This is a genomic window from Actinacidiphila acididurans (genome assembly GCF_016918855.1).
Classification (GTDB): domain Bacteria; phylum Actinomycetota; class Actinomycetes; order Streptomycetales; family Streptomycetaceae; genus Actinacidiphila; species Actinacidiphila acididurans.
Genome location: NZ_JADKYB010000011.1, coordinates 288,218 through 309,099, shown reverse-complemented (window position 1 = coordinate 309,099; position 20,882 = coordinate 288,218). Strand labels below are relative to the sequence as shown.

The window sequence follows — 20,882 nt, the reverse complement described above, 5'->3', positions numbered from 1 at the left end:
TAAAGGCGCCGCCGGTCCGTACCGCTCGATCCGAGGAGCAGCACCATGCACGAGCCCCCGTCGTCCGGGACGCTCCCCTACTACGAGGACGTGACACCGAGCACCGGGGCGCTGCCACCACGGGCCTGGTGGGCGGTGTCGGACGCGCGCCGGGTGAACCTGGGCGGCGAATGGCGGTTCCGGCTGTCGCCGCGCGCGGACGCGGAGGACGAGTCCTTCGCCCGGCCCGGTTACGACGCCTCCCACTGGGACCTGCTGCCGGTGCCCTCGCACTGGCCGCTCCAGGGGCACGGCAAGCCGGCCTACACCAACGTCCGTTACCCCTTCCCGGTCGATCCGCCCCGGGTGCCGACCGAGAATCCGACCGGGGACCACCTGCGCACCTTCGACCTGCCCGACGACTGGCCGGGCGGCGCGGCCGTGCTGCGCTTCGACGGGGTGGACTCCTGCGCGCGGGTCTGGCTCAACGGCCACGAGCTGGGCACCTTCATGGGCAGCCGGCTGCCGGTCGAGTACGAGGTGGGCGGGCTGCTGCGGCCGCGCGGCAATGTGCTGGCGGTGCGGGTCCACCAATGGTCGGCGGGCAGCTACCTGGAGGACCAGGACATGTGGTGGCTGCCGGGCATCTTCCGGGACGTGACGCTGATCGAGCGGCCCGAGGGCGCGGTCACCGACTTCTTCGTCACGTGCGGCTACGACCACGCCACGGGCCTGGGCACGCTGCGGGTGGACTGCGAGCCCGCCGGCACGGTCACCGTGCCCGAACTGGGCCTGGACATCCCGACCGGCGAGCCGGTGATCGTACCGGTGGAGCCCTGGTCGGCCGAGGAGCCGCGGCTGTACGACGCGGAGCTGGCGACCGAGGGCGAGCGGATCCCGCTGCGGATCGGCTTCCGCACGGTCGCCGTCGAGGACGGGGTGCTGAAGGTCAACGGCCGCCGGATCCAGTTCCGCGGCGTGAACCGGCACGAGTTCGACCCGGACCACGGCCGGGTGGTGGACCCGGAGACGATGCGCCAGGACCTGCTGCTGATGAAGCGGCACAACATCAACGCGGTGCGCACCAGCCACTATCCGCCGCATCCGGCCTTCCTGGACCTGTGCGACGAGCTGGGGCTGTGGGTGGTCGACGAGTGCGACCTGGAGACGCACGGCTTCCAGATGGTCGGCTGGCGCGGCAACCCGGTGGACGACGAACGGTGGACGCCGGCCCTGCTGGACCGGGCGGCGCGGATGGTCGAGCGGGACAAGAACCACCCGTCGGTGATCATGTGGTCGCTGGGCAACGAGTGCGGCACCGGCCGCGGCCTGTCCGCGATGGCCACCTGGATCCGCGAGCGCGACCCGGTCCGCCCGATCCACTACGAGGGCGACCGCAGTTGCGCCGACACCGACGTGTACTCGCGGATGTACGCCGACCACGCCGAGTCGGAGCTGATCGGCCGGCGCGAGGAACCGGCGCTGGAGGACGCCGAGTTGGACAAGCGGCGGCGCGCGATGCCGTACGTGCTGTGCGAGTACGCGCATGCGATGGGCAACGGCCCGGGCGGCCTGAGCGAGTACCAGCGGATCTTCGAGACGTACGAGCGCTGCCAGGGCGGGTTCGTCTGGGAGTGGATCGACCACGGGCTGCGCCGCCGGACCCCGGACGGCGCGGAGTACTTCGCGTACGGCGGGGACTTCGGCGAGGAGCTGCACGACGGGAACTTCGTCTGCGACGGCCTGGTGTTCCCCGACCGCACGCCCTCGCCGGGCCTGATCGAGTACAAGAAGGTCGTCGAGCCGGTGCGGATCGAGGGCGACGCGGAGCGGGGCACCGTCACCGTGACCAACCGGTACGACACCTCGGGCCTGTCCGGGCTCGCCTTCCGGTGGGTGTACGAGGTGGAGGGCGAGCACAGTGACTCCGGGCGGCTGGCGGTGCCGGATCTGGGGCCCGGGCAGAGCGCGGAGGTCGAACTGCCGCGGATGCCGCGGATCGTACGGGCCGGCGAGGCGTTCTGGACGGTGCGGGCGGTGCTGGCCGAGGACACCGCGTGGGCGCCGTCCGGACACGAGGTGGCCTGGACCCAGTTCGCGGCGGCGCAGGCTCCGCGGGGGCAACGCGTCCACCGGGGCCGCCCGCACAGCCCGCGGCGGGTGGAGGGCGGGCTGATCGTGCTGGGCCCGGGCACCTTCGACGCGGCGAGCGGCGCACTGCGCTGCCTGGGCGCCAGTGGTGTGCGGGGCCCGGCGCTGGACGTGTGGCGGGCGCCGGTCGACAACGACCGCGGCATGGCCCGCGCCCCCGAGGACCAACTCGACCGCAGGTGGCGGCAGGCGGGCCTGCACCGGATGCGGCACCGGGTCGACGGGGTCACGCTCGCCGGGGACGTCCTGACGGTGGCGACCCGGGTGGCGCCGGCCGCCTCGGACATCGGCCTGCGCGCGGTCTACTCGTGGCGGGCCACGGGCGACCGGCTGCGGCTGGACGTCGAGGTGACGCCCGAGGGCGAGTGGCCGGTGCCGCTGCCGCGGCTGGGCGTCCGGATGGGCGTCAACCCCGGCGTGTCCGAGGTGCGTTGGTACGGCGGCGGGCCCGGCGAGGCGTATCCGGACACGCGGGCGGCCGCGCGGATCGGCCGGTGGACCGCGACCGTCGACGAGCTGCGGACGCCGTACGTACGCCCGCAGGAGAACGGCGCGCGGGCCGATGTGCGCTGGGCCGAACTGCGCCGGGAGAACGGCGCGGGGCTGCGGCTGGAGGGCGAGCCGGCCTTCTGGTTCACCGCCCGGCCGTGGACCACCGAGGCGCTGGACGCGGCCGAGCACACCCATGAACTGACCGCGTCACCCGTCCTGTGGCTGCACCTGGACCACGCCCTGCACGGCATCGGCAGCGCCTCGTGCGGCCCGGGCGTGCTGCCCGAGTACCACCTGACGCCCGCTCCGGCCGCCTTCTCCTTCACCTTCACCGCCCTGCCGGAGGACGCCTCGCGGTAAGGCACCACAGGGGACATCACGGCGGGTCGGCCGGGCGAGCGGTGCCCGGTCGGCCCGCCTTCTGTCATGCCCTGCTTCATATACGTGTTGCATCATCGATGTCATGTGATGCATGATGGGACATCAATAACGGAACATCGATGTCCCGACAGGGACGAGCTGAGCCCCTCCCCCACTGCTTTCGCCCGAGGGCAACGGTTCGATCCAGGAGCAGATCATGAAGCAACTGATCAACATCTCGGTACAACGGCCGAAGGCGGTGATCGCCGCCTGGCTGCTGCTGATCGTGGTGGCCGCACCGTTCGCCCTCAAGCTCGAAGGGGCCCTGAAGGCCGGCGGGTTCTCCAATCCGCGCGGCGCTTCCGTGCACGCCCAGCACACGCTGGAGCAGGCGTTCCACGAGGCCCCGAACTCGCTGCTGGTCGTCCTGCACGACAAGACCGGTTCGGTGGCCGACGCCGTGGACGAGGCCGGCAAGGCCTCCCGGCGCGCGGGGGTCATCGGGATCACCGACGACAGGACCCACCCGGAGTGGCTGTCCAAGGACGGCCGGACGACCTTCCTCCAGGTCGGCTTCAGCAGTGACAACACCACCGTGCAGAACCTCGTGCCGGACCTTCAGCGCGATGTGCGCGCGGCCGTCGGCAAGAGCGTCGAGGCGGACGTCACGGGCAGCCCCGCCCTGGACTACGCGCTCAACAAGCACTCGAAGGAGGACGTCACCCGGGCGGAGATGATCGCCTTCCCGGTGCTGTTCGTCGTCCTGCTGCTGGTCTTCCGCTCCGTGGTGGCCATGATGGTGCCGCTGCTGATGGCCGGTGGCACCCTGGTGCTCACTCAGGCCATCGGCTATGTGATGGCCAAGACCACCGACGTCAACAGCCTGTTCACCAACATCGTCTCCATGGTCGGCCTGGCGGTCGCCGTGGACTACTCGCTGTTCATCGTCAAACGCTTCCGCGAGGAACTGGCCGCCGGCCAGGACGCGACCGGCGCGGTCGACCGTTCCATGCGGACCGTCGGGCACTCGGTGCTCTTCAGCGGCATGGCGGTGGTGGTCGCGCTGTCCGCGCTGTTCATCCCCCGGTCCATGTCGTTCACCAGCATCGCGCTGGGCGGTGTGGCGGTCGCGGTCGTGGCCGTGCTGCTGACGATGACTCTGCTGCCGGCCGTGCTGAAGCTGCTGGGCCACCGCATCAACGCCGGCGCCCTGCGCCGGCGCGGGAAGGCCGCGGCGCCCGCTTCCGCCGCCACCACCGAGGCCGCGCCCGCGTCACGTCTGGGCGGCCTGGTCTCCAAGCGCCCGGTCATGATCCTGGCCGTGCTGCTCGTCGGCTTCGTCGCCCTGGCCTGGCCGGCCACCCAGCTGAACCTGCGGGTCCCGGTGGCCAGCGCGAACATCCTGCCCTCCTCCGACAGCGCCCGGGTCGGCATCGAGCGCGTCAAGCAGGACATCGGCGTGCGCAGCCTGTTCCCGGTGGAGGTCGTGCTGACGGCCGACGCCAAGAACTCCGCCGCGCTGCTCACCAGCGCCACCGACATCGCCGGCTACGCGAAGACCGCGCCCGGCGTCGAGGGCGTCCAGGGCGTCAGCACGCTGGGCGTGCCCGCCGCGGCACTGCCGCAGGCACTGTCCGACGGCACCGGACTGGACCCGGCCGGCAAGGCCGCCGCCGCGCAGTTCTGGACCCGGGTCGGCGGCAACCTCGTCACCCGCGTCCTCGTCGTCCCCAAGGCCGACCCGGACAGCGCCTCCGCGCACCAGGTGGTCGGCGACCTGCGCTCGCACCTGAAGCGCGACACCGTCACCGGCGTGAAGGCCGAGCTCGCCGGGGCCACCGCCACCGGCTCGGACTTCGACAAGCTGGTCACGGACTCCATCCCGCTGGTCGTCCTGGCCGTGGCGCTGCTCAGCTACCTGATCCTGTTCGTCGCTTTCCGCTCCACGGTCCTGCCGCTGCTGGCGCTGGCCTTCAACGGCCTCGTGGTCAGCGCGAGTCTGGGCTTCCTGACCCTGGTGGCCAGCAGCGCCGACCACACCATCAACAGCGTCACCCCGCCGATGCTCTTCGCCGTCATGTTCGGCCTGAGCATGGACTACATGGTGATCATGATCGCCCGCATGCGCGAGATGTACCGGGAGGGCGCCTCGCACCGCGACGCGGTCCTCGGCGGCCTGTCCCGCACCGCCGGGCTGGTCAACGGCGCCGCCGCGATCATGGTCGCCGTCTTCGTGTCCTTCGTCAGCGCCCAGATCAGCATCGTGCGCGAGCTGGGCGTGAGCCTGGCCGCCGCGGTGATCCTGGACGCCATCGTGATCCGGCGGCTGGTCATGCCGGCCACGCTCCTCCTCCTGGGCGACCGGATCTGGGGCCGGACCAGCCGTACCGCCCGCACCGCCGGTCCGGCCGCGGGCTCCGCGGACCCGGCCCCGGCCGGATCCGCGGCCGGCACCGTCACCGCCACGGACGTCCCGGCCCCCGCACCCAACGGGCTGTGAGCCGGACGGCCGAGTTCCGTTCAACCCGACGCCACCGTCCGGGACCAGACTTCCTCCTGACCGGGCGCATCCGATCCGACCGCATCCGATCCGACCGACCGTGAGCCGAGATCGACAGAACGCCCCCGCTCGAGTTCCGCTGCCCGGACCGCGACCCGGTCCGGGCAGCGGAACAGCCCTGTGCGCGCCGGTCCCGTGGCCGCGCCGGGCGGCGGGGGCGGCAGCACGACCGGCGGACCGCTCCCGCGGACCGCAGACGTTCGCCGATTCCTTTCACCCTCGACCGAGAAACGAGTGGACGATCATGACCACGACCACACCCGCTCCGGTGCTCCCGCCGCATCCGGCCGCCGACGCCACCGCGTCCCCCACGGGCGGCATCTTCCGGCGCAGCGCCGCACTGATCGCGGAACGCGGCTGGTGCCACGGAGCCGGGCTGTACTACATCGGATCCCCGCACCGGCCCGAGGCCGCCAGCCTGGTGGGCGCCCTGCTGTGGGCCGCCACCGGACACGCCGGCACCCACGACCCGTCCGCCGGGCACGCCCTGTCCGAACTGCGCGGCCGGATCGACCCGCACCGCACGGCCGCGTTCGACGACTGGGAGCTGCTGTGCGCCTGGAACGACGTGCCGAACCGCACCCGGGCCCAGGCCATCGCCCTGCTGATGGCGGCGGAGCGCGGCGGCGACTTCCACGGCCCCCAGGCCGACACGATCGCGGGGACCGTACCGAGCCCGGCCCCCGGCACTCTCCGGGCCGCTGTCCCGGCTGCGTGACGAACCACCCGGGCTCGACGGCCACACCCTTGAACTGACCGAAGAGCATGCGCGACGCCGGCGCACTGCCTTCCGGTGCGCCGGCCGCCGCGTTCCCGGCGCCTCGCCGAGCGCGGCCGGGCTCAGCGATGGAAGCTCAGCGGTGGAAGCTCAGCCGTGGAAGCGGGTGGCCAGGGCGGCGCCGCTCACCGTGCCGTCCAGCATCCGGCGCAGCCCCCGGATCATCACCTGCTTCTCGTCCGAGCTGAGCCGGAAGGCGGCCGCCGCGTCCACGGCCGCGTCGATCTCCTGGAGCTTGGGCACCAGTTCCTGGCCCTGCTCGGTCAGTCCCAGGTAGACCACCCGGCGGTCCACCTGGCCCGGGGTCCGGCTGACCATCCCCCGCTTGACGAGCGTGTCCACGATCCGGCTGGGGCTGTTGCTCTCGCACACGATCAGCCGGCCCAGCTCTGCCAGGGTCAGCGGCTCGCGCTGCGCGAGCACCAGAATGATCTCCGCCTGGGCCGGGGTCAGGTTCAGCGCCCTGAGCTGCCCGGACATGTAGCGGGCGCCCTCACGCTGCGCGGCGAGCAGCAGATACCGCAGCTCGGTGTCCTCCTGCGTGGTCGCCCCTGCGGGGAGCTGCTCCTCCGGGGACACGCCGACGACAGTGTTGGCGGCTGGCATAGGACACCTCACTCGGATCGCACGGCCGTACGGCGCTCATTGCTGACGTGACATTAATGAGCATCTCAGATCAATGATACGCCATGGATAGGCCAGAACAACCCCGCGCCGACCAGTTCCTGAATCCCGGACACCTTAAGTTTACGAAACCGGTGTTGCAGCACCGATGCCATGACATGCATGATGAGTCATCGGTTACAGGACATCGATGTTGCAGCACCTGATGTTGCCGCACTTGATGCTGGAGCATCGATGTCCCGAGTGATTCGCCCAGACGACCGCACCACCCGAGCAAAGGAAACTCGAATGACCGTGCAGGCCCTGGACGCCGAACCGTTCGTCCTCGACGACGCCGAGGCGGCCGTCGCCGCCATCGCGCGCGGCGAACTGATCATCGTCGTGGACGACGAGGACAGGGAGAACGAGGGCGACCTGATCGTGGCCGCCGAGTTCGCGGACGCCAACGCGATCAACTACATGATCACTCACGGCCGAGGGCTGGTCTGCCTGTCCATCACGCAGGAGCGGGCCGCGCAGCTCGACCTGCCCCCGATGGTCGAGCGCAACGAGGACCACCACGGCACCGCCTTCACCGTCAGCGTGGACGGTGGCCCCGAGCACGGCGTGACGACCGGCATCTCCGCCCCGGACCGCGCCAAGACCATCGAGCTGGTACTCAACGGCACGGGCTCGGACCTGCGCCGCCCCGGCCACATCTTCCCGCTGATCGCCCGCCCGGGCGGCGTGCTGGAGCGCCCCGGCCACACCGAGGCCGCCGTCGACCTGGCCCGCTTCGCGGGTCTCGCCCCGGCCGGCGTGATCGTCGAGATCATCCTGGAGGACGGCACCATGGCCCGCCTCCCGCACCTGGTGGAGTTCGCCAAGCGCGAGGGCATGGTCCTGACCAGCATCGAGAAGCTGCGGGAGTACGCCGCCCTGCGGAACGCGCAGGCCAAGTGAGCCGGCTCGACCGGCTGATATACGGTGCCACGACTGCCGTCTCCCGGCCGGCAGTCGTGCACCGGTACCTCGCCGGTGTCGAAGGCGCGCACCATGTGCCGGCCAGCGGCCCCATGGTGCTGGTGCCCAACCACAGCAGCTTCGCCGACCACTTCGTGCTCGACGCCCTGCTGGCCGTCCTGCGGGACGACCCCTCGTTCTACTTCCTGACCAAGGCCGAGGCCTTCGTCAACCCGGTACGCCGCCGGTGGACCACGGCCGTCGGCGGCATCCCGGTGGACCGGGACCAGCCCGGCCGCGAGCTGCTGGCCGCGGTCGAGCGGGTGTTCTCCTCGGGCAGCACGCTGGTGGTCTACCCCGAGGGCACCCGCGGCCCCGGCTGGCCGCTGCTGCCCTTCAAGGACGGCGCCTTCCGGTTCGCCGTCCGCTCCGGGGTCCCGGTGGTCCCGGTGGGCATGTGGGGCGTCCAGGACGTCCTGCCCAAGGGGGCCAACCGGCCGGTGCGCGGCGCCACCGCGCGCGTCGTGTTCGGCCCGCCGCTGGAGATCGACCCCGCCCTGCCGCGGCCGAAGAAGGTCGCGGCCCTGGGCGAGGCGGCCCGTACCGCGCTGGAGTCGCTGGTCGACCAGGCCCGCAACCCCACGCCGGAGCGCGACCGGCTGGCCGCCCAGGAACTGGCCGAGCAGGCCGAGGCGGTCATCGAGACCATGCTCAGCCGCACCGACACCCTGCCCGCCGAGCAGCGGATGCGACAGGCCCGGCTGTTGCTGGACCTGGCCGACGTCGCCGAGGCCGGCAACGTCGACGCGCTCGCCATGCGGGCCCGGCTGGCGGGGCTGAAGATGCTGGAGGTCTCGCTGCCCCGGCGGCTGACGATGATGTCGAAGCTGCGGCAGGACACGCAGCGGGTGCTGGACGCCGACCCGGACCACCTGATGGGCAATTACCTGATGGGCCGGTGGCACCTGGCGGCGCCCAAGCAGTTCGGCGGCCGCCGCGAGGTGGGCCTGTCGCACATGCGGCACGTGGCCAGGATCGGCGCGCACGACACCCGCTACCCGATGGCCTATGCCGAGGCGCTGCTGAAGACCGGCGACCGGGCGGGCGCCGCCGAGCAGTTCCGCGCCGTCATGGACGCGCCGGCCCCGGACGCGCGCACGCAGGACCGCCGCCGCCGGGCCGCGGACCACTACGCCGCACTCACCGCCGACGGCGTGCCTACCTCGACCTCCGTGGGGTGAATGAGCCGATGAGTCTGTCACCGACGCTGCACCACGACGACATACTGGTGGTCTTCGACGGGCCCCGGCGGCTGCTGTGGTCCTCCCCGGCCCCCGGGACGTACGCCCCGGCCGCGTTGTGGCCGGACCCCGTGCAGGTCGCCGACGTGCTGGACCACCTCGGCGCCGGCGGCAACGTCCTGGTCCTGCTGGACCAGGAGGACATCACCATCCCGCTGTACGCCGACGAGGCCGCGAGCATCCCGCCGGAGCTGCGCCGCTCCCTGACGGTCACCACGGACGGCGTGCTCACCGAGGTGCACCTGACCGCCCTGGACTGGCTGCCGGAGCACTTCCGGCAGCGGGGGCTGCGGTTCCTGCGGTACACCGAGCAGCTCCTGGCGCGGCGGCACGACCTGCTGCTGCCACCGCTGCTGGTCGAGGCGCCCGGCTCCGAGCCGGCCAACCTGCGCTTCGCCCGGCTGCGCACCCCCCGTCCCTTCGACGAGAGCCACATCGGCGCGCTCGGCGACTGGCTGTTCGCCGGCGCCACGGCCACGTCGAAGGACCCGCTCCCCGCGTTGGAGGTCTCCCCATGAGCATCGGCCCCGACCGGGCCCCGGCGGCCACCGCCCCCGGCACCCTGGAGGGACGCGTCGCCGTCCTCACCGGTGCCGGGCGCGGGCTCGGCCTGCTGATCACCCAGGCCCTGCTGGAGCAGGGCGCGCTGGTGGTGGCCAACCACCGCTCGCCGTCGGAGGAACTGACCCGGCTCGCCGACAAGTACGGCGACCGGATCCGTACGGTGGCCGGCGACGTCGGCGAGGAGGAGACCGCGGCCGCGCTGGTCGCCGAGTCCAAGGAGTTCGGCCGGATCAGCGTGCTGATCCACAACGCGGCCGTGACCAAGGACCAGCCGCTGGTCCGGATGCCGGTGGAGGACTGGGACGAGGTGCACCGGGTCAATCTGCGGGGCGCCTTCCTCACCACCAAGCACGCCCTGCGCAGCATGATGCGCGGCCGTTACGGACGCATCATCTACGTCTCCTCGATCGCGGCGGTGCTCGGCAACCAGGGCCAGGCGGCCTACGCCTCGTCCAAGGCGGGGCTGCAGGGGCTGGCGCTGTCCGTCGCCCAGGAGTACGCCTCGTACAACGTCCGCACCGCGGTGGTCGCGCCGGGCATCCTGGACACCGGCCTCAGCGCGAGCGTGCCGCCGGACCAGCTCGGCCGCATGATCGACAACTCGCTGCTGGGCCTCGGCAACGGCCGCCAGATCGCGGACACCATCGCTTTCCTGTCCGGCCCCGCCGCCGACTACATCAACGGTACCGTCATTCAGGTCGACGGAGGAATGAGGTACTGACCGATGACCGTTCGCAGTTCACAGGTGTCGGTCGACGCCTCCCCCGCGGTGGTCCGCCGGATCCTGCTGGAGGCTTCGGCCCTGGCCGAATGGAATCCCGCTTTCCTGTCCATCCAGGCGCCGGAGACGGCCGCCGCCGGACAGCGGTATCCCATCCGGACCAGGGGCGGCCTCAGCGGATACCTGGAGTACCGCGACATCGCCGACGAGCGGATCGTGGGCCACTGGGAGGTACCCGGCCTGTCCGAGGACCACGTCTGGGAACTGCGGGCCGCAGGCGGCCGCACCGAGGTACGGCACTCCTTCGAGCACCGCGGTCTGCTGGCCGCGGTGCTCCGCCCGGCGTTCGCCGATGTCGCGCAGATGCGGCTGGACCGGCTGGCGCAGCGGGCCGCGGCCCGTGCCCACGGGTCGCGGAACGGGCGCGGTACGGCCTGACCCCCGTACCGGACTGACCGCCGCACCGGGCCACGGCCCGGCCGTACCACCTCGTGCACCGCTTGCCGTACCGCTCGTCCGATTGCTGTTGGTACCGACCGCACCGCTCGCAACGAAGCGCACCGCACGAAGCCGTGCCCACCATGTGACAGGACGTCACCGAAGGCGTACGGCTGTCGTCCTTCCCGCGCCTTGTCTGTTCCCGACATCCGGAGAACCCACATGTCCGCCCCTGTACCCGTGCTTCGCTCATCGTCAGGACCGGCACATGCACGCATCCTCGCGGTAGGCGGTTACCGCCCCAGCCGAGTGGTGTCCAACGACGAAGTGGCAGAACCGATCAACTCCAGCGACAAGTGGATCCGCGAGCGGTCGGGAATCGCCGAACGCCGCTGGGCGGACCCGCACGAGACGATCACGGCCATGGGTGTCGCCGCGGCCGGCAAGGCCCTGGCCGGCGCCGGCATCGCGGCTGACCGGATCGGCTGCGTGATCGTCGCGACCTCCACGCACTTCCGCCAGCTCCCGGCCGCCGCGGCCGAGATCGCCCACAAGGTCGGTGCCCACAAGGCGTCCGCCTTCGACATCTCGGCGGCGTGCGCCGGCTTCACCCACGGCCTCGCGCTGGCCGGCGACATGGTCCGGTCCGGCAGCGCGGAGTACGTCCTGCTCGTCGGCACCGAGCGCATGTCGGACCTCATCGACCGGGAGGACCGGGGCACCGCCTTCCTCTTCGGCGACGGGGCCGGCGCGGTGGTGGTCGGGCCCTCGGCCACCGCGGGCATCGGTCCCGTGGTGTGGGGCGCCGACGGTTCGCAGACCGCGGCCATCGACCAGTCCGCGTCGTGGCTCGACCTGCGCGACAACCCGCCGGAGCGGTTCCCCGCGCTGACCATGCAGGGGCAGACCGTCTTCCGCTGGGCCGTCTACCAGATGGCGGAGGCGGCTGGGCAGGCGCTCGACGCGTCCGGCCTGACGGCGGACCAGCTCACCGCCTTCATCCCGCACCAGGCCAATCTGCGGATCGTCGACGCGCTCACCAAGGCGCTCAAGCTGCCCGCCCACGTGGCGGTGGCGCAGGACGTGGTGCACAGCGGCAACACCTCCGCCGCCTCGATCCCCTTGGCCATGGAGAAGGTGCTGGAACTCGGGCAGGCACGCAGCGGCGGCTTCGCCCTCACCCTGGGCTTCGGCGCGGGCCTGTCCTACGCCGGTCAGGTGGTGGCGCTGCCCTGACGACCCGTCAGGACCTTTTCCCACGATCCTCGGTGCCCCCCGGCCGTCCCTGACGGCCGGGCCGGCTCGGGGTGGCGCGGACGGTCCCGGGCGCACCCCCGGCGCCTGTCCCCGTCCGCGCGCTCCGTCAGGCCCGTTCGCCTCCCGCGACCGCTTCCCCGCTACGGCGGCGGGTGACACGGGCCCCGCCCGCCGCGGTGGGACGGCCGTCCAGGCCGGCACCGGCGCGGCGGCGCCGGAGCACCGCGAGCTCGGCGGAGTCGGCCCGCAGGATCCAGCGGTACGGCGGATGGGTCTCCTTGCGGACCGTGGTGACCCAGCCGCGGCGCACCCAGCTGTAAAGGGTGCTGGTGGGCATGGCGAGTTGGGTCGCCAGGTCCGGCAGCCACCACTCGTCGGTACCCGGGGCCTCGCCCGGCGCGGGGCGCGGCCGGGTGCGCACCGGGGCAGGGGTGGCGGTGGGCACGCCCTCGCGCAGCAGCCGCCGTACCGCGGTCAGGCTGATCCGCTCCGGCCGGCCGGGCGCCTGGGTGAACCCCTCCTCGCCCAGGCGGCGCGTGATGTCGGCGGCGCGTAAGCCCTGCCGGGCCAGCTGGCGCATGCGTTCCACCAGCAGTTCGGAGTAGCTGGGCTGGTCGGCGGGCAGCGGGGTGCGGCACGGTGGCTCGGTGAGCCCGGAGTACACCACGCTCAGGCCGGAGTCGGCGGCCAGGGCCTCGATGGCGCCGGCGGCCTCGCCGTGCCGCGGGTGCACGGCCAGGGCCTCGCCCAGCGGGTCCAGGATGTCGTCGAGCCCGTCGGTGCGTCTCTCGCCGTTCCCCGCGTCGGGTTCGGCCAGGACGTACCAGCGGGGGGCGGTAGTGGTCTGGCGGCGGGCGTGGGATACGAGCCAGTGCGCCAGGTGCTGACCGGTGTCGGGGGCGCCTTGCGGCCAGAACGGGCCGGGCGCGGGGTCTGCGGTCTCGGCGAGCGGGCCGGACTCGGTCACGCTGCGCACCCCGCCGCTGGCCAGGAGCCAGCCGTCGGGGGCGGAACGGCCGGGCGCCGTGTCGGCGGCGCGAACCGGGACCGGAACGTCACCGGACTCGGCGGTGTGCCGCTCGTGCACGGTCACGGCGCACAACAGCGCCGGTGGCAGCCCGGAACGGAACACGGATACCTCTAGCAGGCACATGCTGCGTCCTCTTCGAAGAGCCTCGGTAAAGGTTGGATCTCCCCGCGTACGCGGTACCGGCGCGGCCTCATGGTGGTTCGCCGTGCGTACGGCGAACCACGCCGCCTTTGCCGGCGGGCACGCGGAACATGTCCGGCAGGCATGCGGAACGCCGAACTCGGCGGGCAATCACAGCGGTCGGCCGACGCGCTACGCGCGTCACATAGTCCTTGCCCCTGACCGCGGCGATTACCCCGACGAAATTCGGCCGACGCGTGCCGGTGGCCGCATCACCTCAGCTGGTGCGACGCATCACCCTGGACGCGAGAGAACCCGGCACATGTTGCTGGACACGAGCAACCCGGGAACATGGAAGACACCTTCTCTGTCGCCACTGCGCAATTCCTTTGTGCGGTACGCGTGCACCGGAAGGGTTCGGTGCGGCCATTGATCGCGAGCATGTGGGGGATGTGCATCTGGGTCAGGCACCCGGACCGGGGTCGACCGGCCATGGATGCCCAACGGACGGGAAGATGTATGACTCTGCGAACGGCCGGGGCGCCCGGCGCATGGGCCGCCCGCCCCGTGACTCCTGCACATGGTGACACACATCGAGCCGGAACTGATGGTCGTGTGTGACAGCACACAGCCGCAGGTGGGAGACCGGTTTCGGCCAACCGACGGTAACAACCGGAACCGGCACAACACGTCTCCGGCGGTTTCCGACGGGTCGTCGGATTCTTTGCGTTCGGGGCCTGTTGGCGGCGGCGGGTGCGCCGTGTCCACCGGTCGTGTCGGTCACATCGGGTCAGGTCGCACCAGGTCGGGACGGGTCGGACGGACCCGGCGGCGACGGTCCGGCCGGGCGTCCCGTCATCCGTTCGTCCCAGCCGAACCCCGCAACACACATGGTCACACGAGGCACATGTGTCTCGCCGCGCCTACGCCGAACGGCCACCGCCCGTGGCCTACCGGCTGATGCCCCGTCAGGTCCGGCGGGCAGGCGGAACATCCGAGGTCGGCCGCCGGCTGGCCGGATCTCCCGGGCCCGGACCCCCGTACACGGTTACCGACGGCACTCCGCGAAACACGTCGATCCGAGGCATTCGGTGTCGCCGGACCGCCCGGGTTGTGCGCCCGGGCGCACGGCGCAGCATTGACCGCCGCCCGCGCTGCCGTCAATGCTGCCGTCCGTGCTGCCGCCGGTGCCTCCTTCGGTGCCTCCGCTCAGGCCTCGGCGGCGATGTCCTCCCGGGCCGGGGCCAGCGGCGGCCAGGGCGCCCAGCCGCGGGAGGGGGTGACGGCTATCTCGCGCCACCAGGGGTAGGCCGGCGGGGTGGCGGCGGGCTCGAAGGGCTCCCCCACGCGCGGGGTGGCGCAGGTCTGGCCGGCGTCGTGGGCGGCGAGCATGGTGCGCTCGCCGGGCTCGGCCCAGGGGTGGAAGGCGAGGTTGAAGGTCCCCCAGTGGATCGGCAGCAGCACGCCGCCCGGCGTGCCGCCCTGGAGGTCGAGGTGCGCCCGCAGGCCCTCGTCGGGGGTCATGTGGATGTCCGGCCAGGCGCCGGGATCGGGCACGCAGTCGCAGGGCTGCCCGGGCGGGCAGTCGGCGTGGGCGTCCGGCCACTTCTCGGAGTAGGCGCCGATCTGGATCATGGTGGCGTCGAAGGGACCGTGGTCGGCGCCGATCGCGGCGAAGCCCGGGAAGTAGCCGGTGTCGCCGCTGTGGAAGACGCGGTGGGTGCCGTCGGTGACCGCCCAGGACGCCCACAGGGTCTGCTGCCGCCCGCGCAGGCCGCGCCCGCAGAAGTGGCGGGCCGGGGTGGCGGTCAGGGTGAGGCCGCCCACCTCGGTGGACTCGTGCCAGTCCAGCTCGCGCAGCCGGTCCGCCGGCACCCCCCAGTGCTCCAGGTGCGCGCCGACGCCCAGCGGCACGGCGAACACCGCGTCGCTGCGGACCAGTTCCATGATGCTGGGCATGTCCAGGTGGTCGTAGTGGTCGTGCGAGATGACCACCGCGTCCAGCCCGGCGGCCAGGGCGGACAGCGGCACCGGCGCGGGGTGCATACGGCGCGGGCCGGCGAAGGCGAACGGGGAGCACCGCTCGCCCCAGACCGGGTCGAACAGCACGCGCCGTCCGCCTATCTCGGCCAGCACCGACGAGTGCCCCAGCCAGGTCAGCCGCAGCCCGGACGCGGCCGGCCGGGCGAGGTCGGCGAGCGTCGTGGGGTGGACCGGAATCGGCCGGGCGGGTTTTCGGGGCAGCCGGGCGTCCTTGCGGAGATTGGCCGGCAGGGACCTGATCAGGTCGCCACTGGCGGCGACCCCGGCACCGACCGGGTTGACGAACGCGCCGTCACGGTAGTTGGGCGAAGCGAGGATGCGCTCCAGGCGCGCACCCACGGGGTCCGCGCCGAACGCGGCGGGGCGCAGCTTCACGAGGCGGGACGTTGGTCGGCCGGCGCCGGTCACGGGTCCTCCAGGCGGGGTCGTCACGCGACGGGGTCCCGTCGCGCCTCCATTATGCTGCGGAGATCTCTCCGCCACCCGCCCCGGCGCCGTCCCCTGTGGAAAACCCCGCACCCCGCAGAATCCGCTCGGCGAAGTCGCCCACCGGAACGTACCCCAGCTTCCGGTACAGCCCATTGCTCACCGGGTTCGCGAGATCGGTGAACAGCACCACCTCCCCCGCCCCGGCCGCCAGCGCGGCCCGGCTGACCGCCCCGACCACCGCACCCGCATAGCCGCGCCCGCGCCGCCCGGACGGGGTGTAGACGGCGACGACCCGCGAGGTGCCGTCCGCGGGCGGGGTCCAGCCGGCCATCGACACCGGTTCCCCGCCGGGCAGTTCCCACAGCACGCGCCCGCCGCGGCTCAGCGCGTCGTCCACCGCGCCCTGGCCGCCCGGCGTCTGCGCTCCGACGTCCCGGGCGAACTCCGCCTCCCAGCGCAGCACCAGGGCCCGGTCGGCCGGCCCGGCGGTCCGGGCGGCTCCCGGGGGCGTCATGGGCCGCGGAATCAGCTCCGCCAGCCGGTACAGCCGGGTGTCCCGCCCCGCCACGACCTGCCCGCCGGTCCGCTGCCGCCACGCCTCGGCGAAGGCGAGGACGGCCTGCCGCTCCCCCCGTACCGCCTCCTGCGCCCCGGCCGGTCCGGCGGCCAGCGCCCGGGCCGACTCGGGAGTGCCGCCGGTGAGCAGCAGCGGATGCGGCGGCGTCCGCAGGAAGGCCGCCTCGACCGCGCCGCCGCTCCCCCGCCACCACCCGAACACCGGCGGCAGCGGCCCGTACGCGCCCGGCCCCCGCCGCCGCAGCGCCGCGCAGACGCTCAGCAGCACCGTGTTCCGCGCGGGGTCCGCGCCCAGGAAACCGCCCGCCTCGGCCTCGAACCGGTCGAGCGAGTCGGTGATCGTCCACTCCACCGGCCCATGGTCCCCGCCGGACCCCCGGTGCCGCACCGGATTTACGCCGCGTCCGGATTCCCACCGGTGCCGGAGAGGACTACGTCGGCTGCGTCAACCCCCGCCGTTCCAGCAACGGTTCGATGCGGGGCGGGCGGCCGCGGAAAGCGGCGAAGGCGGTCATCGGGTCGACGCTGCCGCCGCGGGAGAGCAGCGCGCGGCGGAAGGTGTCGCCGCTGGCACGGCGCAGGCCGCCGTTCTCGGTGAACCACTGGACCGTGTCGGCGTCCAGCACCTCGCTCCAGATGTAGGAGTAGTAGCCCGCGCTGTAGTGGCCGCTGAAGACGTGGGTGAAGTAGGCGGTGCGGTAGCGCGGCGGGACGGCGGGCAGGTCCAGGCCGGCCGCGTGCAGGGCCGCGGCCTCGAAGGCGGCCGGGTCGCCGGGGTCGGCGCCGGCGGGCAGGGTGTGCCAGGCCCAGTCCAGCACGGTGGCGGCCAGGTACTCCACGGTGGCGAAGCCCTGCCCGAAGCGCACGGCCTCCCTCATCCGGGCGGCGGTGTCGGCGGGCATCGGGGCGCCGGTCTCCACGTGGGTGGCGTAGCGGGCGAGGACGTCCGGCCACAGCGCCCACATCTCGTTCACCTGGGAGGGGTATTCCACGAAGTCCGAGGGCACGGCGGTGCCGGAGAAGTACGGGTGGCGCACGTCGGAGAACAGCCCGTGCAGCGCGTGCCCGAACTCGTGGAAGAGCGTGCCGACCTGCCAGAACGTCAGCAGCGCGGGCTCGCCCGGCGCGGGCTTGGCGATGTTGTGGTTGTTGACCACCACCGGCCGCCGGCCGAGCAGCCGCGACTGGTCGACCAGGGCGTTCATCCACGCGCCGCCCCGCTTGGTGGGCCGGGCGAAGAAGTCGGCCAGGAACAGGCCCAGTCCGCTGCCGTCGGCGTCGAACACCTCGAAGACCCGTACGTCGGGGTGGTAGCCGGACAGGTCGGGACGCTCGGTGAGCGTGATCCCGTACAGCTCGCCGGCCGCGCGGAACACCCCGTCGCGCAGCACCTTGTCCAGCTCGAAGTACGGGCGCAGCGCGGCCTCGTCGATGTCGTGCCGCTGCTTGCGCAGCTTGTCCGACCAGTACGCCCAGTCCCACGCCTCGACCGGTCCGCCGGCGAGCTCGGCCAGGGCGTCGGCCTCGCGGCGGGCGTTGGCGACGGCGGGCGGCACGAGCCGGGCCAGCAGATCGGTGACGGCCTGCGTGCTGCCCGCGGTGCGGTCGGCGACCACGTACGCCGCGTGGCTGTCGTAGCCGAGCAGGGCCGCGCGTTCGGCGCGCAGGGTGGCCAGGGCGACGGCGAGCGGGCCGTTGGTGTCCTGGGCGCGGCTCAGTGAGGCGGTGAGCAGCCGCCTGCGGACGTCCCGGTCCTCCAGGCGGGCCAGTTCGAGCTGGTTGGAGAAGTTGCGCAGCGGCAGCACCCAGCGGTCGGTGAGGCCGCGGTCCCGTGCGTCGCGCGCCGCTGCGGCGATCGCGTCGGCGGACAGCCCGGCGAGCTGCGCGGGGTCGTCCAGGACGAGCGCGCTCTCCTCGGCCGCGCTCAGCGCGTTCTGCCCGAAGGCGGTCGAGGCGGCCGCGATCTCCGCGTTGAGCTCGCGCAGCCGCCACCTGCCGTCCTCCGACAGCGCGGCCCCCGCCCGTACGAACCGGGTGTGGTACCGCTCCAGCAGCCGCAACTCCTCCGGGCCGAGGCCGAGCGCCTCCCGCCTCTCGTACAGCGCCCGGATCCGCCCGAACAGCGCCGGGTTCAGGTGGATGGCGTCGCTGTGCGCGGCCAGCATCGGGTTGACCTTCGCCTCGATCTCCCGTACGCCCGCGGTCGCGTCCGCCGAGGCCGCGTTCCCGAACACCGCCCGCACCCGCTCCAGCAGCGCCCCCGACCGCTCCAGCGCGACCACCGTGTTCTCGAACGTCGCCGGCGCCGGATCCCCCGCGATCCCCTCGACCTGCGCCAGCTGCTCGGCCAGCCCCAGCTCGAAGGCCGGCAGATAATGCTCCTCGCGGATCTCCGCGAACGGCGGCAGCTCGTACGGCAACGTGCTCGCACGCATCAGCGGATTCGTCGTCACCGTCCCGACCCTACGCCGGACCTGCCCGTTCCGCGCCCGGGTGTCGGTGACGCGCAGGAGTCCGCTCCCCCGGTTGCCGCGGGGCCCGCCCGCGGCAACCGGGAACGTACCGCGAGCGCGGCTATCCGCTCTTGCGGCGGAATTCGCGGGGACCGCCGGCGCGGCCCTGAGCGCCGTGGATCTTGGAAGGGTCGTGCGGGCCGGCGGCACCCGAGCCGCGGCGGCCGCCCTGTTTGCGGGCCAGGGCCTCGCGGAATTTGCGTTTGACGTCGTTCGCGCCCTCCTCGGGGGCGTCGGCGGCCTCGGCCGGAGCGTCGGCCGGGGAGGAGTGGGGCTCCGCGGGGTCCGGGAGGGCGGAATCCGCGGCGGCCGGGGAGACGGGGGCCGTCGCCGTGGCGGCGGCCTCGTGTTCGGGGTCGGTCATGGCACCAGCGTGGCATGCCGGACCGCCCGCGCCCACCCGATAACGCGCCGTCGGACAGCGCGTGTACGGTTCCGGTCATCCCGCCGATGAGGAGCTGCACACCGATGACCTGGCTGCTGTACGGCGCCACCGGCTACGCCGGCCGCCTGATCGCCCGCCGCGCCACCGCTCAGGGCCTGCGTCCGGTGCTGGCCGGGCGCAGCTCCGCCAAGCTGGTTCCGCTTGCCGCCGAACTCGGCCTGGAGCACCGGGTGTTCCCGCTCGACGACCCGGCGGCCGTGCGCCGCGGGCTCAAGGGCGTGACGGCGGTGGCGCACTGCGCCGGGCCGTTCACCCGTACCGCGGTGCCGATGGCGACCGCCTGCATCGACACCGGCACGCACTACCTGGACATCACCGGTGAGATCGATGTCTTCGAGGCGCTGCACGCGCTCGGCGGGCGGGCCCGGCAGGCCGGCATCACCCTGCTGCCCGGTGCGGGCTTCGACGTGGTGGCCACCGACTGCCTGGCCGCGCTGCTGGCCGAGCGGCTGCCCGACGCCACCCAGCTCGACCTGGCGTTCCTGGCCGGCGGCGGGGCCAGCCCCGGGTCGGCGCGCACCGCGCTGGAGGGCGCCTCCGAGGGGCGGATCCGGGCCGGCGGGGAGATCCGCACCGTGCCGGTGGGCTCGCGCCGGGTCCGGGCGGCGTTCCCCTCGGGCGCGCGGACCGTCGTGTCGGTGCCGTGGGGCGACGTGAGCACCGCGTACCACTCGACGGGGATCCCGGACATCACCACGTACACCGCGCTGCCCGCTCCAGCGGTCGCCGCGAGCCGGGTGCTGCGGGTCGGGCCGCTGCGCGGGGCGCTGTCGGGGGCGGCGGGCAAGCTGGTGCGGGGGCCCGGCGAGCGGACCCTGAACGCCTCCCGGTGCGAGGTGTGGGGGCGGGCCCGGGACGCGGCGGGCAACACGGTGACGGCGACCCTCACCGGCCCCAACCCGTACCGCCTGACGGCGGATTCGGTGCTGCGGATCGTGGAGCGGCTGCCGGAGCTGCCGGCGGGCTTCCAGACGCCCTCGCTGGCCCTGGGCGCGCGGTTCGCGGGTACCCTCGACGAGGTGACGGTGACCATGGCGGCGCTGCGGTGAGCGGGCCCGGGCGGCCGCGGCTGCGGGCCGGGCTGCCGCGCGAGGCCGCGGAGCTGAGCGCGCTGGCCCTGCGGTCCAAGGGGCACTGGGGGTACGACGAGAAGTTCCTCGCCGACTGCCGGGACGAACTCACCCTGGCCGAGCACGAGATCACCGCCCGCCGCACGGTGGTGGCCGAACTCGACGGCCGCCCGGTGGGGTTCGCCACCCTGGAGGGCGAACCGCCGGACGGCGCACTGGGGATGCTCTTCGTGGACCCGGGCCTGATCGGCCGCGGCACCGGCCGCCTGCTGTACGAGCACGTGCTGACGGCCGCCGCGGCGATCGGCTTCACCCGGCTGTCGGTCGACGCGGATCCCAACGCCGAGCCCTTCTACCGGGCGATGGGAGCCGTCACGGTCGGCCGGGTGCCGTCCGGTTCGATCCCGGGCCGCACGCTGCCGCTGATGGAGGTACGGGTGGGGCCGGCCTCCGACTGAGGCCGGCCCCTTCGACGTACGGTGCCGGGAC

The 20,882-nt window shown here is 73.2% G+C and carries 17 protein-coding genes; 11 read left to right on the top strand and 6 right to left on the bottom strand.

Translation table 11 applies throughout. From position 1 onward, the window contains the following. Positions 1–45 precede the first annotated feature (45 nt). The 3 genes from ITX44_RS21980 (at position 46) to ITX44_RS21970 (ending at position 6,260) form a co-directional block, all read left to right on the top strand. The gene (locus ITX44_RS21980; RefSeq protein ID WP_205359000.1) at positions 46–2,982 is read left to right on the top strand and encodes a glycoside hydrolase family 2 TIM barrel-domain containing protein; all 2,937 of its coding nucleotides are present in this window, start codon (positions 46–48) and stop codon (positions 2,980–2,982) included. 217 nt (positions 2,983–3,199) lie between these two features. Continuing rightward, positions 3,200–5,482, top strand: coding sequence for an MMPL family transporter (locus ITX44_RS21975; RefSeq protein ID WP_205358999.1), 2,283 nt, complete (start codon positions 3,200–3,202; stop codon positions 5,480–5,482). A 304-nt stretch (positions 5,483–5,786) separates the two neighbouring features. Beyond that, positions 5,787–6,260 carry a DUF6197 family protein gene (locus ITX44_RS21970; RefSeq protein WP_205358998.1) on the top strand — a complete coding sequence of 158 codons (474 nt, stop codon included), beginning with the start codon at positions 5,787–5,789 and terminating at the stop codon, positions 6,258–6,260. 150 nt (positions 6,261–6,410) lie between these two features. Here the strand turns inward: ITX44_RS21970 and ITX44_RS21965 are convergent, their stop codons facing one another. Beyond that, a complete protein-coding gene (locus ITX44_RS21965) occupies positions 6,411–6,926 on the bottom strand; it encodes a MarR family winged helix-turn-helix transcriptional regulator (protein ID WP_205358997.1) in 516 nt (171 codons plus the stop codon). Positions 6,927–7,232: 306 nt separating this feature from the next. Between ITX44_RS21965 and ribB the strand changes: the two genes are divergently transcribed. The 6 genes from ribB (at position 7,233) to ITX44_RS21935 (ending at position 12,146) form a co-directional block, all read left to right on the top strand. Then, a complete protein-coding gene (gene ribB, locus ITX44_RS21960; RefSeq protein ID WP_205358996.1) occupies positions 7,233–7,886 on the top strand; it encodes a 3,4-dihydroxy-2-butanone-4-phosphate synthase in 654 nt (217 codons plus the stop codon). Then, on the top strand, positions 7,883–9,127 hold the full coding sequence (locus ITX44_RS21955; RefSeq protein ID WP_205358995.1) for a lysophospholipid acyltransferase family protein: 1,245 nt from the start codon (positions 7,883–7,885) through the stop codon (positions 9,125–9,127). Before ribB ends, ITX44_RS21955 begins: the two co-directional genes overlap by 4 nt. Positions 9,128–9,135: 8 nt before the next feature. Further along, complete coding sequence (locus ITX44_RS21950; protein ID WP_205358994.1) at positions 9,136–9,705, top strand: hypothetical protein; 570 nt, start codon at positions 9,136–9,138, stop codon at positions 9,703–9,705. Continuing rightward, a complete protein-coding gene (locus ITX44_RS21945) occupies positions 9,702–10,472 on the top strand; it encodes an SDR family oxidoreductase (RefSeq protein ID WP_205358993.1) in 771 nt (256 codons plus the stop codon). The genes ITX44_RS21950 and ITX44_RS21945 overlap by 4 nt, the downstream gene beginning before the upstream one ends. A gap of 3 nt (positions 10,473–10,475) precedes the next feature. Then, positions 10,476–10,910 (top strand): SRPBCC family protein, encoded by a 435-nt coding sequence (locus ITX44_RS21940; RefSeq protein ID WP_205358992.1) that lies wholly within the window; start codon positions 10,476–10,478, stop codon positions 10,908–10,910. A 222-nt stretch (positions 10,911–11,132) separates the two neighbouring features. Continuing rightward, a complete protein-coding gene (locus tag ITX44_RS21935; RefSeq protein ID WP_205358991.1) occupies positions 11,133–12,146 on the top strand; it encodes a beta-ketoacyl-ACP synthase III in 1,014 nt (337 codons plus the stop codon). 127 nt (positions 12,147–12,273) lie between these two features. Here the strand turns inward: ITX44_RS21935 and ITX44_RS21930 are convergent, their stop codons facing one another. The 5 genes from ITX44_RS21930 to ITX44_RS21910 all read right to left on the bottom strand — a co-directional run bounded on the left by ITX44_RS21930 (position 12,274) and on the right by ITX44_RS21910 (position 19,242). Continuing rightward, the gene (locus ITX44_RS21930; RefSeq protein WP_205358990.1) at positions 12,274–13,320 is read right to left on the bottom strand and encodes a hypothetical protein; all 1,047 of its coding nucleotides are present in this window, start codon (positions 13,318–13,320) and stop codon (positions 12,274–12,276) included. 1,206 nt (positions 13,321–14,526) lie between these two features. Further along, entirely contained in the window at positions 14,527–15,768 is a 1,242-nt protein-coding gene (locus ITX44_RS21925) for an MBL fold metallo-hydrolase (protein WP_307795421.1), read from the bottom strand. A gap of 49 nt (positions 15,769–15,817) precedes the next feature. Next, positions 15,818–16,717 carry a GNAT family N-acetyltransferase gene (locus ITX44_RS21920; protein ID WP_205358989.1) on the bottom strand — a complete coding sequence of 300 codons (900 nt, stop codon included), beginning with the start codon at positions 16,715–16,717 and terminating at the stop codon, positions 15,818–15,820. Positions 16,718–16,796: 79 nt separating this feature from the next. Beyond that, entirely contained in the window at positions 16,797–18,818 is a 2,022-nt protein-coding gene (locus ITX44_RS21915; RefSeq protein ID WP_307795420.1) for a M3 family metallopeptidase, read from the bottom strand. Between the two features lie 121 nt (positions 18,819–18,939). After that, entirely contained in the window at positions 18,940–19,242 is a 303-nt protein-coding gene (locus tag ITX44_RS21910) for a DUF5302 domain-containing protein (protein ID WP_205358988.1), read from the bottom strand. Between the two features lie 104 nt (positions 19,243–19,346). Between ITX44_RS21910 and ITX44_RS21905 the strand changes: the two genes are divergently transcribed. Together ITX44_RS21905 and ITX44_RS21900 are read left to right on the top strand one after the other, a co-directional pair. After that, the gene (locus ITX44_RS21905) at positions 19,347–20,372 is read left to right on the top strand and encodes a saccharopine dehydrogenase family protein (protein WP_205358987.1); all 1,026 of its coding nucleotides are present in this window, start codon (positions 19,347–19,349) and stop codon (positions 20,370–20,372) included. Further along, positions 20,369–20,851, top strand: a complete 483-nt coding sequence (locus tag ITX44_RS21900) for a GNAT family N-acetyltransferase (protein ID WP_205358986.1) — start codon at positions 20,369–20,371, stop codon at positions 20,849–20,851. The genes ITX44_RS21905 and ITX44_RS21900 overlap by 4 nt, the downstream gene beginning before the upstream one ends. Positions 20,852–20,882 lie beyond the last annotated feature (31 nt).

What these genes read in the sequence shown, in the direction of transcription:
- ribB (WP_205358996.1), top strand. Translation starts at nt 7,233, where the DNA reads ATGACCGTGCAGGCCCTGGACGCCGAACCGTTCGTCCTCGACGACGCC.
- ITX44_RS21975 (WP_205358999.1), top strand. Translation starts at nt 3,200, where the DNA reads ATGAAGCAACTGATCAACATCTCGGTACAACGGCCGAAGGCGGTGATC.
- ITX44_RS21930 (WP_205358990.1), bottom strand. Translation starts at nt 13,320, where the DNA reads ATGTGCCTGCTAGAGGTATCCGTGTTCCGTTCCGGGCTGCCACCGGCG.
- ITX44_RS21910 (WP_205358988.1), bottom strand. Translation starts at nt 19,242, where the DNA reads ATGACCGACCCCGAACACGAGGCCGCCGCCACGGCGACGGCCCCCGTC.
- ITX44_RS21940 (WP_205358992.1), top strand. Translation starts at nt 10,476, where the DNA reads ATGACCGTTCGCAGTTCACAGGTGTCGGTCGACGCCTCCCCCGCGGTG.
- ITX44_RS21935 (WP_205358991.1), top strand. Translation starts at nt 11,133, where the DNA reads ATGTCCGCCCCTGTACCCGTGCTTCGCTCATCGTCAGGACCGGCACAT.
- ITX44_RS21970 (WP_205358998.1), top strand. Translation starts at nt 5,787, where the DNA reads ATGACCACGACCACACCCGCTCCGGTGCTCCCGCCGCATCCGGCCGCC.
- ITX44_RS21905 (WP_205358987.1), top strand. Translation starts at nt 19,347, where the DNA reads ATGACCTGGCTGCTGTACGGCGCCACCGGCTACGCCGGCCGCCTGATC.
- ITX44_RS21950 (WP_205358994.1), top strand. Translation starts at nt 9,136, where the DNA reads ATGAGTCTGTCACCGACGCTGCACCACGACGACATACTGGTGGTCTTC.
- ITX44_RS21945 (WP_205358993.1), top strand. Translation starts at nt 9,702, where the DNA reads ATGAGCATCGGCCCCGACCGGGCCCCGGCGGCCACCGCCCCCGGCACC.
- ITX44_RS21965 (WP_205358997.1), bottom strand. Translation starts at nt 6,926, where the DNA reads ATGCCAGCCGCCAACACTGTCGTCGGCGTGTCCCCGGAGGAGCAGCTC.
- ITX44_RS21980 (WP_205359000.1), top strand. Translation starts at nt 46, where the DNA reads ATGCACGAGCCCCCGTCGTCCGGGACGCTCCCCTACTACGAGGACGTG.